Source organism: Spectribacter hydrogenoxidans, assembly GCF_031846275.1.
Classification (GTDB): domain Bacteria; phylum Pseudomonadota; class Gammaproteobacteria; order Nevskiales; family Salinisphaeraceae; genus Spectribacter; species Spectribacter hydrogenoxidans.
This window is the reverse complement of the sequence record NZ_JAVRIB010000005.1, coordinates 167,065-180,955: the sequence shown is the minus strand read 5'-3', so window position 1 is coordinate 180,955 and position 13,891 is coordinate 167,065. Positions and strand designations below refer to the sequence as shown.

General features: G+C 67.9%; 10 protein-coding genes and 1 pseudogene. 4 read left to right on the top strand and 7 right to left on the bottom strand.

From position 1 onward, the window contains the following. Nucleotides 1-6 precede the first annotated feature (6 nt). From RM532_RS06480 to ppk1, 4 genes and pseudogenes are all read right to left on the bottom strand, one after another. A complete protein-coding gene (locus RM532_RS06480; RefSeq protein ID WP_311652391.1) occupies nt 7-963 on the bottom strand; it encodes a hypothetical protein in 957 nt (318 codons plus the stop codon). A 30-nt stretch (nt 964-993) separates the two neighbouring features. Further along, nucleotides 994-2,808, bottom strand: a pseudogene (gene rpoD / locus RM532_RS06475) (RNA polymerase sigma factor RpoD); the annotation flags it as partial. Nucleotides 2,809-2,885: 77 nt separating this feature from the next. After that, nucleotides 2,886-4,640, bottom strand: a complete 1,755-nt coding sequence (gene dnaG / locus RM532_RS06470; RefSeq protein ID WP_311652390.1) for a DNA primase — start codon at nt 4,638-4,640, stop codon at nt 2,886-2,888. Nucleotides 4,641-4,687: 47 nt separating this feature from the next. Continuing rightward, on the bottom strand, nt 4,688-6,796 hold the full coding sequence (ppk1, locus tag RM532_RS06465) for a polyphosphate kinase 1 (protein WP_311652389.1): 2,109 nt from the start codon (nt 6,794-6,796) through the stop codon (nt 4,688-4,690). A gap of 56 nt (nt 6,797-6,852) precedes the next feature. On the opposite strand from ppk1, the gene RM532_RS06460 reads away from it, so the two are divergent. The 3 genes from RM532_RS06460 (at nt 6,853) to RM532_RS06450 (ending at nt 8,587) form a co-directional block, all read left to right on the top strand. Continuing rightward, nucleotides 6,853-7,668 carry a PhzF family phenazine biosynthesis protein gene (locus RM532_RS06460; protein ID WP_311652388.1) on the top strand — a complete coding sequence of 272 codons (816 nt, stop codon included), beginning with the start codon at nt 6,853-6,855 and terminating at the stop codon, nt 7,666-7,668. Further along, entirely contained in the window at nt 7,665-8,039 is a 375-nt protein-coding gene (locus RM532_RS06455; protein ID WP_311652387.1) for a DUF423 domain-containing protein, read from the top strand. The genes RM532_RS06460 and RM532_RS06455 overlap by 4 nt, the downstream gene beginning before the upstream one ends. A gap of 110 nt (nt 8,040-8,149) precedes the next feature. Next, nucleotides 8,150-8,587: a host attachment protein gene (locus RM532_RS06450; protein WP_311652386.1), complete on the top strand. Its 438-nt coding sequence runs from the start codon at nt 8,150-8,152 to the stop codon at nt 8,585-8,587. Nucleotides 8,588-8,632: 45 nt separating this feature from the next. Here RM532_RS06450 and RM532_RS06445 read toward each other — a convergent pair whose 3' ends face one another. Then, complete coding sequence (locus RM532_RS06445; protein WP_311652385.1) at nt 8,633-10,150, bottom strand: Ppx/GppA phosphatase family protein; 1,518 nt, start codon at nt 10,148-10,150, stop codon at nt 8,633-8,635. Nucleotides 10,151-10,241: 91 nt separating this feature from the next. Here RM532_RS06445 and RM532_RS06440 point away from each other — a divergent pair, with 91 nt between their 5' ends. Then, nucleotides 10,242-11,576 (top strand): MATE family efflux transporter, encoded by a 1,335-nt coding sequence (locus RM532_RS06440; protein WP_311652384.1) that lies wholly within the window; start codon nt 10,242-10,244, stop codon nt 11,574-11,576. Here the strand turns inward: RM532_RS06440 and RM532_RS06435 are convergent. Beyond that, a complete protein-coding gene (locus RM532_RS06435; RefSeq protein WP_311652383.1) occupies nt 11,573-12,481 on the bottom strand; it encodes an alpha/beta hydrolase in 909 nt (302 codons plus the stop codon). The two genes, RM532_RS06440 and RM532_RS06435, sit on opposite strands and share 4 nt — an antisense overlap. Nucleotides 12,482-12,594: 113 nt before the next feature. Further along, complete coding sequence (locus RM532_RS06430) at nt 12,595-13,794, bottom strand: acyl-CoA desaturase (protein WP_311652382.1); 1,200 nt, start codon at nt 13,792-13,794, stop codon at nt 12,595-12,597. Nucleotides 13,795-13,891 lie beyond the last annotated feature (97 nt).

Below are 13,891 nucleotides of genomic sequence, written 5' to 3'. Positions count from 1 at the left end.
TCCGGCTCAGCGGCTGGCCGGGCTCCAGTGGGGTGAGCCGCCGTCCTCCGGGCTGATCTCGGTCAGGCCGGTGCCGTCGGCGTGGATCCGGAACAGCGCGTTGTTGCCGTTGCGGAAGTTCTCGAACACCAGTTGCTGCCCATCCGGGGACCAGGCCGGGGCGGTGGCGGCGAAGTTCAGGCCGGTCAGCTGTTGCAGGTTGCCGGTATCCAGCGTGAGGACGTACAGCCCGTGGCCGGTCACGCGCGACCGTGACCCCACGAAGGCGATGCGGTTGCCATCCGGCGACCAGGCCGCAGCCCGGGCGATGGGCAGGTCGACCGGCAATCGCGTGGCGTCGCCGCCCGCCAGCGGGATGGTGTAGAGGGCGGCGAACTCGTGCTGCCGGTCCCAGCTTTCGAACACCACCCGTTCGCCGTCGGGCGCGAAGGCGCCGGCGCTGGGCCAGTCGTTGGAATCGGGCCGCGTGGTCAATCGCCGCCGGTTCTGGCCGTCGACGTCGATCACGAACAATTCGTCGCGGCCGGATCGTTCCGAGGCGAATACCAGGCGCCGCCCGTCCGGCGACCAGGCCGGGCGGAAATCACTGCCGGCATAGGTGGTCAACGGCCGGGCCCCGCTGCCGTCGGCCCGCATCAGATAGATGTCGCCGCCCACCGGTCGCCGGGTGTAGGCGATATGCCGGCCATCCGGGGAAATCGCCGGGTCGGCCTCGTCCTCGTCGGTAGTGGTCAGGCGGACCAGGCCGGTGCCGTCCGGGCGGATCAGGTACAGCTCCTGGTGGCCGGGGCCATTGTCGTCGTCGCGGTTGCTCTCGAACACGATGTGGTCGTTGAGCGGGCTGATCGCTGCGGTGTCGTCCGCGCTGCCGCAACCAGCGGTCCCCAGCGCGACAACGCCGCCGACCAGCAGGCCGGCGGCGTGTCGTCGGTATTCGTCGGACCACCCGGCAGCCTGGTGCACGATGCGGGTGCCCGGGCGGCCGTTGCTGGCCTACTCGTCCAGGAAACTCTTGAGGAAGGTCGCCCGGGAGGGGTGGCGCAGCTTGCGCAGTGCCTTGGCCTCTATCTGGCGGATGCGCTCGCGGGTGACGTCGAACTGCTTGCCGACCTCTTCCAGCGTGTGGTCGGTGTTCATGTCGATACCGAAACGCATGCGCAGCACCTTGGCCTCGCGCGGGGTGAGGCTGGCCAGGGTGTTGTGGGTGGCCTCGCGCAGCGACTCGCCGGCGGCCGCGTCGCTGGGAGCGATGGCGTTGGCGTCCTCGATGAAATCGCCCAGATGGCTGTCCTCGTCGTCGCCGATGGGCGTCTCCATGGAGATCGGTTCCTTGGCGATCTTGAGCACCTTGCGCACCTTCTCCTCGGGCATCTCCATGCGCTCGGCCAGCTCTTCCGGGGTGGCCTCGCGGCCCATCTCCTGCAGCATCTGGCGGGAGATGCGGTTGAGCTTGTTGATGGTCTCGATCATGTGCACCGGAATGCGGATGGTGCGGGCCTGATCGGCGATCGAGCGGGTGATGGCCTGCCGGATCCACCAGGTGGCATAGGTCGAGAACTTGTAGCCGCGGCGGTATTCGAACTTGTCCACCGCCTTCATCAGGCCGATGTTGCCTTCCTGGATCAGGTCCAGGAACTGCAGGCCGCGGTTGGTGTACTTCTTGGCGATGGAAATCACCAGGCGCAGGTTGGCCTCGACCATTTCCTTCTTGGCGCGGCGGGCCTTGGCCTCGCCGATCGACATGCGCCGGTTGATTTCCTTGATGTGGTTGACGTTGAGCTGGCTGGCGTTCTCCAGCTCGGTGATCCGCTCCTGCAGGCGCAGCAGGTCCGGCTTGCGCTGGCTGATGGTGGCGGAATACTTGCGCTTGGCGCGGATCAGCTTGTCCAGCCACACCTCGCTGGTGAGGTTGTCGGGCAGCTGGCGCACGAACTCGCGCCGCGGCATGCCGCCTTCCTTGACGCAGATCATCATCATTTCGCGCTCGATGCCGCGAATCTCGGCCATTGTTTCGCGCAGCTGGCCGGTCAGCCCTTCGGTCACCTTGGGGGTGAGCTTGAAGCGCATGAAATGGGTGGCCAGCTTCACCAGCGCGGCTTCGGTCTTCTCGTCCTCGCGGCCGTACTTGTTCAGGGCGCGAACGGCACTGCGGTTGAGCGACTTGAGCTTCTTGACCTGGGCGGCGGCTTCTTCGGGGTCGGGACCGGTATCGGCGGGGGTGTCGTCGTCCTCGTCGTCACTGTCCTCGGCGGCGGGCTCGTCCGCCTCGTTGGTGATGGGGTCGCCGGTATCCGGATCGACGAAACCCACCAGCACGTCGGTCAGACGGGTTTCGCCGGCATCCACCCGATCGAAGATTTCCGCCAGCCGGCCGGTGGTGGCCGGGAAGTGGGCCAGCGAGAACAGCATCTCGGACAGCCCTTCCTCGATGCGCTTGGCGATGCGGATTTCGCCCTGGCGGTCTAGCAGCTCCACGCTGCCCATCTCGCGCATGTACATGCGCACGGGGTCGGTGGTGCGGCCGAACTGCGGGTCCAGCGCGGCGAGCGTGGCGGCAGCCTCCTCGGCGTCGTCATCATCCTCGTTGGAGACGGTGTTTTCCGACAGCAGCAGCGCATCCTCGTCCGGTGCCTCTTCGTGCACCGTGATGCCCATGTCGTTGATCATGTTGATGATATCTTCGATCTGTTCGGGATCGACGATATCGTCAGGCAGGGTGTCGTTGACTTCCGCGTAGGTCAGGAAGCCCTTTTCCTTGCCGTGGGCAATCAGTAGTTTGAGTTGGGACTGCTTCTCGTTGCTCATGCTCGCCTGCTTGGTGGGGAGGTGCGCCCGGACGCCGCTGCCAAAGAACCGGACATTGTATCGGACCGGCCTTGCCGGCGCTATGCTTGCGGCCCGCGCCGGAGCCGTTCCAGCAGCGCCTGGGCTTCGGCGGCTTCGTCGGGTGTCAGGGACGTGGCCTGCTGCTTGGTCATGAGTGCCTGGAACCGCTCGCGCTCGTGTTGCTTTTCGCCTTCGAGCGCGCGTGCCACGCATTCGCGGAACTCGCGCGCCAGATCGTCGGGCTCGCCGCGCGGCGTTTCCGCCGCAAGACGCTGAAGCGCATCGCCTGCCTCGTGGTCCCGCCAGTGTTCCAGCCACGCCGCAGCGGGGAGATGGGGGCTGGCGCGAAAAAATTCAATGCCATCAGCGAGAAGGTCCGCGCCGGCCACCCCGCTCTGCGTCAGGGCAGCGATGTCGATAGGCAGTTTATCGGCCAGCCGGGGGTCGTTCATGAGCAGTTGCAGAGCGCGGCGTACCGGGGTGAACTTCACCGGTCGCTGGCGCTGCTCGGCCGGTGCCCGCCGGCCCCCGGCGGCGGCGCCCTCACGATAGAGCCGGTCGAGGTCCTCGGCCGGCAGGCCGCTGCGGCGGGCGATTTCGCGGATCAGATTGGCCTTGAATGCTTCCGGCGGCAGCTTGGTGACGAACGGGCGCGCCTTTTCCACCAGCCGCGAGCGCCCGTCGGCGTCCTTCATGTCCAGGCCCTGGGTGAGGCCGTCCAGCAACACCTGCGAGGCCGAGCGGCTGGCGTCTATAAGCCGAGTCAGCTCGGCCGTCCCGTCGGTCTGCCGCACCAGCGAATCCGGGTCCTCGCCCTCGGGCAGGAACAGGAAACGCGCGCGCCGGGTGCCCCGCATCACCGGCAGGGCGTTGTCCAGCGCCCGCCAGGCGGCGTCGCGGCCGGCGCGGTCGCCATCGAAGCAGAACACCACTTCATCGGTGGCGCGGAACAGCGCGTTCAGGTGCTCGGCAGTAGTAGCGGTACCCAGCGTGGCCACCGCGTTGGCGAACCCGTGCTGGGCCAGGGCCACCACGTCCATGTAGCCTTCCACCAGCAGCATGCGGGGAATCTCCCGCAGTGCCTGGCGGGCCTCGAACAGACCGTAGAGCGAACGGCCCTTGTGGAACAGCGGGGTTTCCGGGGAGTTCAGGTACTTGGCCGGATCGTCGCCGAGCGCTCGGCCGCCGAAGCCAATCACCCGGCCGCGGCCGTCGCGAATGGGGAACATGATGCGGTCGCGGAAGCGGTCGTAGGCGTGGCCGTTGTCCTTTTCGATCAGCAGCCCGGCGGTGATCGCGGCCTGGCGGTCGCGTACCTGGCCGCGCAGGAAGTCCCAGCCGTCCGGCGCGTAGCCGATGCCGAAGGCCTTGGCGGTGGCGCCGGTGATGCCGCGGGATTTCAGGTAGTCGATGGCCGCCGGGCTGTGGCGCAGCTGGTTCTGGTACAGCCGGCCGGCCTGTTCCAGCACCGCGAACAGCGGTTTCTGGGTGTCGGCGTCGGGACCGGCGCCGCGGGCTTCCTCCGGGATGGTCATGCCGGCCTGCCCGGCCAGGGCCTCCACGGCCTCGCGGAATTCCAGCCGCTCGTACTCCATCAGAAACGACAGGGCAGTACCGTGGGCCCCGCAACCGAAGCAGTGGTAGAACTGCTTGGCGGGCGACACGGTGAACGAGGGAGTTTTCTCGTCGTGAAAGGGGCAGCAGGCCTGGTATTCCCGGCCCGCCTTCTTCAGCGGCACGCGGGATTCGACCACCGAGACAATGTCGGTGCGCGCGAGCAGATCGTCGATGAAGCCCTGGGGGATGCGCGCCATGCCGCCAGTTTAAGGCTTCTGGCCGGTGCGGGCGCGCCGTGTGTCGGTCAGGCGCCTTCCATCAGCCGTTGCTGTGCCGCCACGGGGGTTGCGCCGTCGGGCGGACCGGCATGCTCGTAACGGCCATCGGCGCGCAGCAGCCAGGCCTGGGTGTTGTCGGCCAGGTACAGTTCGAGTTCGCGCATCAGCCGCTCGCGCAGTTCCGGTGACTCGACGGGGAAACAGGTTTCCACCCGCCGGAAGAAGTTGCGCTCCATCCAGTCGGCGCTGGACAGGAAATATTCGGGCTCGCCGCCGTTCTCGAAGTAGAACACCCGGGTGTGTTCCAGGAACCGGCCCACGATGGAGCGTACCCGGATGTTGTCCGACACTCCCGGCACCCCGGGTTTGAGGCAGCAGATGCCGCGTATGATCAGGTCGATGGAGACCCCCGCCTGCGAGGCGCGGTACAGGGCGCGGATGGATTCCGGTTCCACCAGCGCGTTCATCTTGATGATCATGCGGGCGGGACGCCCGGCGGCGGCGTTGGCGGCCTCGCGGTCAATCTTGTCGAGCATCGCCCGGTGCAGGGTGAACGGCGCGTCCAGCACCCGCTCCAGGCCGGTGATCTTGCCCAGGCTGGTGAGCTGCAGGAACAGTTCGTGGATGTCGTTGCACAGGGTCGGGTCGCAGGAGAACAGCCCGTAGTCGGTGTACAGACGGGCGGTCTTGGGATGGTAGTTGCCGGTGCCCAGATGCACGTAGTGGCGCAGGCCCTCGGCCTCGCGCCGCACCAGCAGCGTCATCTTGGCGTGGGTCTTGTACCCGACCACGCCGTACACCACGTGGGCCCCGGCCGCCTGCAGCCGGTTGGCCAGCTCGATGTTGTCGGCCTCGTCGAACCGGGCACGCAGTTCCACCACCACGGTGACTTCCTTGCCCGCGTTGGCGGCGTTGACCAGGGCATCCACCACCGCCGAGTCCGGCCCGGTGCGGTACAGCGTCTGTTTGATCGCCAGCACATGGCGGTCGCCGGCCGCCCGGCGCACGAAGTCGATCACCGGCAGGAAGGCGTCGAATGGGTGATGCAACAGGATGTCGCGCCGGCGCACGGCGGCGAACAGGTCGCCGTTGGGGCCGAGTTCCGGGTCCAGCCGCGGGGTATAGGGCGGGTACTTGAGCTCCGGGCGGTCGACCAGGTCGAGAATGGCCATCAGCCGGTTGACGTTGACCGGGCCGTCCACCTGATAGAGATCGCCGCGGTCGAGCATGAAGCGCTCGAGCAGGTAGTCGACCATGCCGCGCGGGCAGTTGTGGGCCACCTCCAGGCGCACGGCATCACCGTAACGGCGGGAGGGCAGTTCGCCTTCGACGGCACGCAGCAGATCGTCGACCTCCTCTTCGTCGACGAACAGATCCGAATTGCGGGTCACGCGGAACTGGTAGCAGCCCTTGGCCTGCATGTTGGGGAACAGGTCACCCACATGGGCGTGGATGACCGACGACAGGAACACGAAGTCGTAGGGGCCGCTGCCGGTTTCCTCGGCGGGAAGCTGGATCAGCCGCGGCAGGGCGCGTGGCGCCTGCACGATGGCATAGCCGCTGTTGCGGCCGAAGGCGTCCTTGCCCTCGAGCGACACTATGAAGTTCAGCGACTTGTTGAGAATGCGCGGGAACGGGTGCGCCGGGTCCAGGCCCAGCGGGCTGATCACCGGCAGCAGCTCCTCCTCGAAGTACTCAGCCAGCCAGGCCCGCTGGCGCTCGTTCCACTCGGCGCGGCGCAGGAAGCGGATGCCGGCGGTTTCCAGTTCCGGGATGAGGTCGTCGTTGAGAACGCGATACTGTTCCGCCACCAGATCGTGGGCGCGCAGGCTGATCGCCTTGAGCAGATCCTGCGGGCTGATGGCGTCGGCATCGGTGGCGGTGGTGCCGGACTCGGCCTTCTGCACCGCGCCGGCCACCCGTACCTCGAAGAACTCGTCCAGGTTGGTGGAGGCAATGCACAGAAACTTCAGCCGCTCCAGCAGCGGCACTTCGGTGTCGCGGGCCTGCTCCAGCACGCGCGCGTTGAACTCCAGCAGCGACAGCTCGCGGTTGAGGTAGAGTTCCGGCGAGTCCAGCGCCGGAGCCGGGTCGGCTGCCGGCGGAGCCGTTGATTGATGAGCCTTCTGCTGCATGATGGGCGCGCGCTCGGTACAGCCGACAAGTGTATGTGCTTCCTTGTGACAGTGAAATGACAGTAACGACTCAGTTGCCCCTCTACCAGGTGGATGCCTTCACCGACCGGCCTTTCGCGGGCAACCCCGCGGCCGTGGTCCTGCTGGAGCAGTGGCCCGCCGACACCCTGCTGCAGGCAATTGCCGCCGAGAACAATCTCGCCGAAACCGCCTATCTGGTCCCGGCCGGGTCCCGCTGGGAACTGCGCTGGTTCACCCCCACCACCGAGGTGGTCCTGTGCGGCCACGCCACCCTGGCTAGTGCCTTCGTGCTGTGGCATTGCCGGCGCGAGGCCGGCGACGAGATCGAGTTCGACACCCGCCACAGCGGCAGGCTGCGGGTCACCCGCGAGGCCGACTGGTTGCAGCTGGACCTGCCGGCCCACGACATTGCCCCCTCCGAGCCGCCGGCCGCGCTGGTTGATGCCATGGGCGTGGTACCGGCGGAAGTGCGGGCGGGCCCCAACTGGCTGCTGCGCTATCCGGATGCCGCCACCATCCGCTCCCTGGAGCCGGACCCGCGCGCACTCTCGCGCCTGCCCGACCGCGGCGTGATCGTCACCGCGCCCGGCGATGAAGCCGGCGTGGATTTCGTGTCGCGCTACTTCGCGCCCAATTTCGGGGTCGACGAGGACCCGGTCACCGGCTCGGCCCACTGCATGCTGGCCCCGTTCTGGGCAGCTCGGCTGGGCCGCGATAGTCTTGCCGCCCGTCAACTGTCGCGGCGCGGCGGGTTTCTACGCTGCGAGATCGCCGGTGACCGGGTGCTGGTCGCCGGCCAGGCGGTGCTTTACATGACGGGCGCCATCACGGTGCCGGAGGATCGGCCATGAATACGGGGCAATTTGTGCTGCTGGCAGGTAGTGTCTACGGCCTGCTCGGCGTGCTACTCGGGGCCTTCGGGGCCCATGCCATGCAGGATCGCCTGTCACCGGAGATGCTGCGCGTGTGGGAAACGGCGGTGCAGTATCAGTTCTGGCATGCGCTGGCCCTGCTTGCCGTGGGGCTGCTGGCAGCGCGCCTGGCCGGTGCGTGGCTGAATGCCGCGGGCGTCACGTTTGCGTTGGGCGTGCTGGTGTTTTCCGGCAGCCTGTATGCGCTGGCGCTGACGGGTGTGCGCTTGCTCGGCGCGGTCACGCCGTTCGGCGGGCTGTTACTGATTGCCGGGTGGTTGTGTCTGGCGGTGGCGGTCTGGCGCGGCTGAAGACGCGGGGGGCGGGAACACGGCCGGCGGCGAGCGGGTCACAGCCATGGAAGGCGGCGGCTGTCCCACCGGGTAGCCGCCGCCGTTATCCGGCGATAGGAGGAGCTCGCATGCACCGAACATGGATAGTGGTCGCGGACTCGGCGCGGGCCCGCATCTTCGAACGGGACGGCCGCTGGCAGCCGCTGGCGGAATTGCAGGGTCTGGCGCACCCGGAATCGCGGCTCCATCATGGTGACCTGAAAACTGGTGGTCGCGGCGAGCAGCAGGAAAGCAGCGGTCGCACCAGCCACGCGTCGGACTGGTCCACCACCCCCTCGCAGCAGGAGGCCAAGCGGTTTGCCCGGGAAGTGGCGGATACCCTGCACGAGGGCCGCACGCAGAACCGGTTCGAACGCCTGGTGCTGGTGGCCGCCCCGGCATTTCTGGGCCGTCTGCGCGACAAGCTGGACGGCCCCACCCGCCACTGCGTGACCCAGACCCTCGACAAGAACTGGGCCCGGCATGCGACCCCGGAAATCCAGGGCCTGCTGGAACAGCATTTCTGACGGGGACGCCCGGACCCATTCCCCGCCATCGGTGATCCGCGTCGGCTATTCGTCGATGATCAGCCGGAAGCCGGGCCGATCGAGGTAGGCCTGTTCCCGCTCCAGGTCGGCCCGGGTGAGCGGGTGCTCGGCCAGCCAGTCGGGGTCGCAGTGGAGCTGCAGGCGCTTGCCGGTGACGTCCAGTGACACCGGCGGCCGGCTGGCCCGGGGGTCGCGTCCGCGATGAAGCAGCACGGCCAGACGTAGCAGCACCGCCAGGCGTGCGGCGACCGGCCGCTGCGCGGCGGGCAGCGACTCGATCAGGTTGTCGCGGAACTTGCCGCGATGCAGTCGGATGAGGGTGGCCAGTACCGCCTGATCCGACTTGGAAAATCCCTGCAGGTCGGCGTTGCGGACGATGTATTCGCCGTGCTTGTGGTAGCCCTTGTGGGCGATGGTGAGGCCGATCTCGTGTAGCTGTCCGGCCCAGTGCAGCAGGTGCCGGTCCGCTTCGTCGGCAATCCAGTCGCCGGTGTCCTCGCACAGGCGCGCCGCGGTGCCGGCCACCCGCCGGGCGTGGGCGGCGTCGACCCCGTAACGGGCGCAGGCGGCCTCGACCGTGGCATCGCGCACATCGTGGTGTTCCAGCCGGCCGAGCAGATCCAGCAGCAGTCCTTCGCGCAGGGCCTTGTCGGAGACCTGCATGGCCTCCACGCCCAGGCCGTCGAAGATGGCGCTGAGTACGGCCGCGCCGCCGGCGAAGATGGGTGCGCGTTCGCCGGACAGGCCGGGCAGCTTGTCGGGATCGACCCGGCCGGTCTTGACCAGCGTCTTGCCCAGCTTTCGCAGGGCGCCGGCGGTGATCGTTTCCTCGCACCAGCCGGCGCTGACGCATACCTTCTGAACGGCCTTGATGCTGCCGGAAGCGCCGACCGCGATGTCCCAGCCGGCTTCGCGATAGTCGCGGATCAGCGGCTCCAGCTCGACCTGGGCATCCAGTACCGCGGCGGTCCAGTCGGGGGCCGATACCCGGCCGTCGGCGAAATGCCGCTGCGTGTGTACCACGGCCCCGAGCGACACGCTCTCGATCAGCGTCGGCTCGGCGTGCTCGCCGATGATCAGTTCGGTGGAGCCGCCCCCGATATCGACTACCAGCCGGCGGGGCACTTCCGCGGCCAGGTCCCGCGCCACCCCGCCGTAGATCAGGCGGGCTTCTTCCGCGCCGTAGATGATTTCGATCGGATGGCCCAGCGCCTGTTCGGCGTCGGCCAGGAACTCGTCGGCGTTGCGGGCCCGGCGCAGGGTGTTGGTGCCCACGGCACGTACCCGCCCGCGCGGCAGATGCCGCAGCCGCTGGCCGAACCGGGCCAGGCAATCCAGCGCCCGGTCACGGGCTTCGGCGGACAGTCGGCGGCGCTTGTCCAGCCCGGCCGCCAGCCGGACCGATTCCTTGAGCCGGTCCATCACATGCAGCTCGCTGCCCGCGGCCCGTGCCACCACCATGTGAAAGCTGTTGGACCCGAGATCCACCGCGGCGACGCTGGCGGTGGGTTGTTTGGCATTGGGCCCGGAGGCGGCTGTCATGGGATGGGGGTCACGGTGGGGTAGCGGCTGGCGCCCGAGTGTAAGCAAAAAACGAAGGCCGTCGCAGCCACAGCCCGCGTATCATCCCGGCATGCCGATGCTGCCGCCATCGCCGCGCACCCGCCGGATTCTGGTCCTGGCGCTGCCCATCGTGGGTGGGATGACCTCGCAGAATCTGCTCAATCTGGTCGACACCGCCATGGTCGGCGCGCTGGGACCGGCGGCGCTGGCAGCGGTGGGCATGGCCAGTTTCCTGAGTTTCATGGCGGTGGCCATGGTGATCGGCCTGTCCACCGGGGTACAGGCGATCGCCGCCCGCCGCTACGGCGAGGGTCGGTTCGACGAGACCGCGGTGCCGCTCAACGGCGGGCTGCTGCTGGCGCTGCTGCTGGGCCTGCCGATCAGCGTGGTGGTGTTCATTTTCGCGCCGGATATCTTTGCCGCCCTCAACGAGGACGCGGCGGTGGTGCGCGAGGGCACGCCCTACCTACAGGCCCGTTGCCTGGCGGTAGCGGCGGTGGGGATGAACTTCTCGTTCCGGGGCTACTGGAGCGCGGTGGACCAGCCGCGGCTGTATCTCTACACCCTGCTGGTGATGCACACCGCCAACATCGTGATCAGTTACCTGCTGATTTTCGGCGTACCGGGGATTCCGGCCCTGGGCACGCTGGGGGCGGGCATCGGTACCGCGGCCAGCACGGTCCTGGGCACGCTGATCTATTTCCGCCTGGCGCGTCGGCGGGCCGATGCCGCCGGCTTTCTGCACCGGCGTCCCGACTGGCGGCAACTGGGTCGTCAGTGGCGGCTGAGCCTGCCGGCCTCCGCGCAGCAGTTCCTGTTCGCGGCCGGGCTCACGGCGCTGTTCTGGATCCTGGCCCAGGTGGGCACGCGCGAACTGGCGGTGGCCAACGTGCTGATCAACGTGACCCTGGTGGCGGTGCTGCCGGCCATCGGGCTGGGGCTGGCGGCGGCCTCCCTGGTGGGGCAGTCCCTGGGGCGTCGGGATCCGGCCGAGGCGCATCGCTGGGGCTGGGACGTGGTACGCGTGGGTGGCCTGGTGCTGGCGCTGCTGGGCGCGCCCATGCTGCTGGTGCCGGATCTGATACTGGGCGTGTTCCTGCACCAGCCGGATCTACTGGATCTGGGGCGTCTGCCGCTACGCATCATCGGGGCGGGCATCGCGGTCGATGGCATCGGTCTGATCCTGATGCACGGCCTGCTCGGCGCCGGGGCCACCGGGCCGGTGATGCGGGTGGCGCTGGGCCTGCAATGGCTGTTCTTCCTGCCGCTGGCCTGGCTGATGGGTACGCAGTGGGGCCTGGGGTTGCTGGCGATCTGGCTGGTCTTCATCGGTTCCCGGGTACTGCAGACGCTGGTCTTTGCCTGGCTCTGGCAGCGGCGCGGGTGGCAGCGGATCGAGGTCTAGCCGATCGCGTGACCCTGCCAGCAGGCGCGGGCGAAGTCCGCGATTTCCTGCAGCGCTGCGTCGGCCTCCGGCAACAGGCCGGCATGCAGATGGAATACGTGCCAGAGGCCCGGGAATCGGGTGAGCGTCACCGGCACGCCGGCCGCCCGCGCCGCCTTGACTGTCGCCAGCCCTTCCGAGACCAGGATTTCGTCGTCGGCCAGGTGCACCAGCATCGGCGGCAGGCCGTGGAAATCCCCGAATTGCGGCGATAGCCCCGGATCGTCCAGCGGCCGGTCGCCGGCATAGGTCCTGGCCGCATAGGCGGCGAAACCGGTGGTCAGCATCGGATCGACCGTGGCCCGGGTGATCATGCTTCTGCCCGACCCGGTGAGATCGGCCCAGGGCGAGATCAGCGCCAGGCCGGCGGGTTGCGGCAGGTTGGCTTCCCGCAGCGCCATCGCGGTGGATAGCGCCAGCCCGCCGCCGGCCGAGTCGCCGGCAATCAGAATGCGGGCCGACTCGATCCCGCGATCCAGCAGCCAGCGATAGGCCGCCAGCGCGTCATCGCGGGCGGCCGGGAAGGGATGTTCCGGCGCCAGCCGGTAATCGGGTACCCGCACCGTGGCCCGGGTTGCCAGGGCCAGATGGCCGGTCAGGGCGCGGTGGGTGGCCGGCGAGCCGAACACGTAGCCCCCGCCATGCAGGTAGAGAATGGTTTCCGGCCCGGCCTCGATCGGCGCCAGTGTCTCCAGCGGGAGGCAATCGATCCGGGTGCGCGAGTGGCGAACGCCGCGCGGGCAGGGATTGGTGCGAGCCATGGCCGCCATCCAGGTCCGGCGCAGGCCGACCGGCACGTGCGGCGACATCATCGGCTGGATGGTGCGGCGGACCAGAGTTCGTAGCAGGGGGCGGCGGCGTGACATGGGCGTGATGATGTTGTGCGACGGGTGCCAGCATAGCCGGGCCCGGCGGCAGGCTCGGACAAGAAAAGGCCCTTCCCGGGGAAGGGCCTTTCAGGGGTCGGGTGCGGCCGGAATCAGGCCGGCTGTGGCTGGCGCCGCAGACTCTCCAGCAGGTGCCGGGACACCGCGTGGGTGAGCATCTCGTGGGCCCGTTCGATGGCGTGGTCCAGCGCTTCGTGCCGGACCTTGAACTTGCGGTGGGCGCGGGCCTTGAGTTCCTCCAGGCTGGGCAATTCCGGCAGGTCGATTTCCGACAGGTAGGCCTCGGCTTCCTCCCATTTGCGGTGGGCCAGGTGCCGCAGATCCTCCAGCCGGTGGCTGCCTTCCCAGCGCTGGCGGATGTTGGCGCTGATGCGGTCCACCGAGAAGCCGTCGGCGATGTACACCGCGCACTTGTCGATGATCTTCTGGGTGGGCGCCTTCTCGTTGGCCAGGATCGACTTCGGCGGCTGGCGCAGGTCCCAGACCAGGCCTACCGCGGCCAGAGCCTTGAGGAAGTAGTAAGTCAGGTCGAACTCCCACCAGAAGAAACCGTTGCGGGCGGTGGAGGGATAGTAGTGGTGGTTGTTGTGCCAGCCCTCGCCCATGGTGATGATCGCCAGCAGCCAGTTGTTGCGGGAGTCATCACCGGTCAGATAGCGCTGACGGCCGATCACGTGGTTGAGCGAGTTCACCGTGAAGGTGGCGTGGTAGACCAGCACCGTGGACAGGATGAAGCCCACGAACACGCCCGGCCAGCCGGCGATGAAGAAGCAGGCAATGGCCAGCAGCAGTCCGGGCGCGAACTGGTTCTTTTCCAGCCAGCGGATTTCCGGGTACTTGGAGAAATCCTGAATCAGGTCCAGGTCGGGGCTGGAACGGGCCTTGCGGTAGACCCAGCCGACGTGGGCGTCGAACAACCCGTACTGACGCGGCGAATGGGCATCTGCCGGCATGTCCGAATCGCGATGGTGCTCACGGTGCTTGGCGGCCCACCAGAGCGGTCCCTTCTGCAGCGCGGTGGCGCCCAGGAAGGCCATTACGAACTGGAATCCGCGGCTGGTCTTGTAGCCGCGATGGGAAAAGTAGCGGTGATAGCCGCCGGTGATGCCGAACACGCGCAGCACGTACAGGGCCACGCACAGGGTCACGGCCTGCCAGGTGAAGCCGGTCCACCAGATGCCGACCAGCGCCACGTGCAGCAGCGCAAACGGGATGAATTCGCGCCAGCTGAAGTCGTCGCTGAGGTCGGGATTGGCGGGGTACTTGCGGGAGTCGGTCACGGTGTTACTCATGCAAAATGGTCGGAAACGGTTATCGGCTGAATTGTCAGCCATTTGAGAATGATTTGCAATTGAATGCCTCGATCAAGCCGATAAGTATGGCATATTA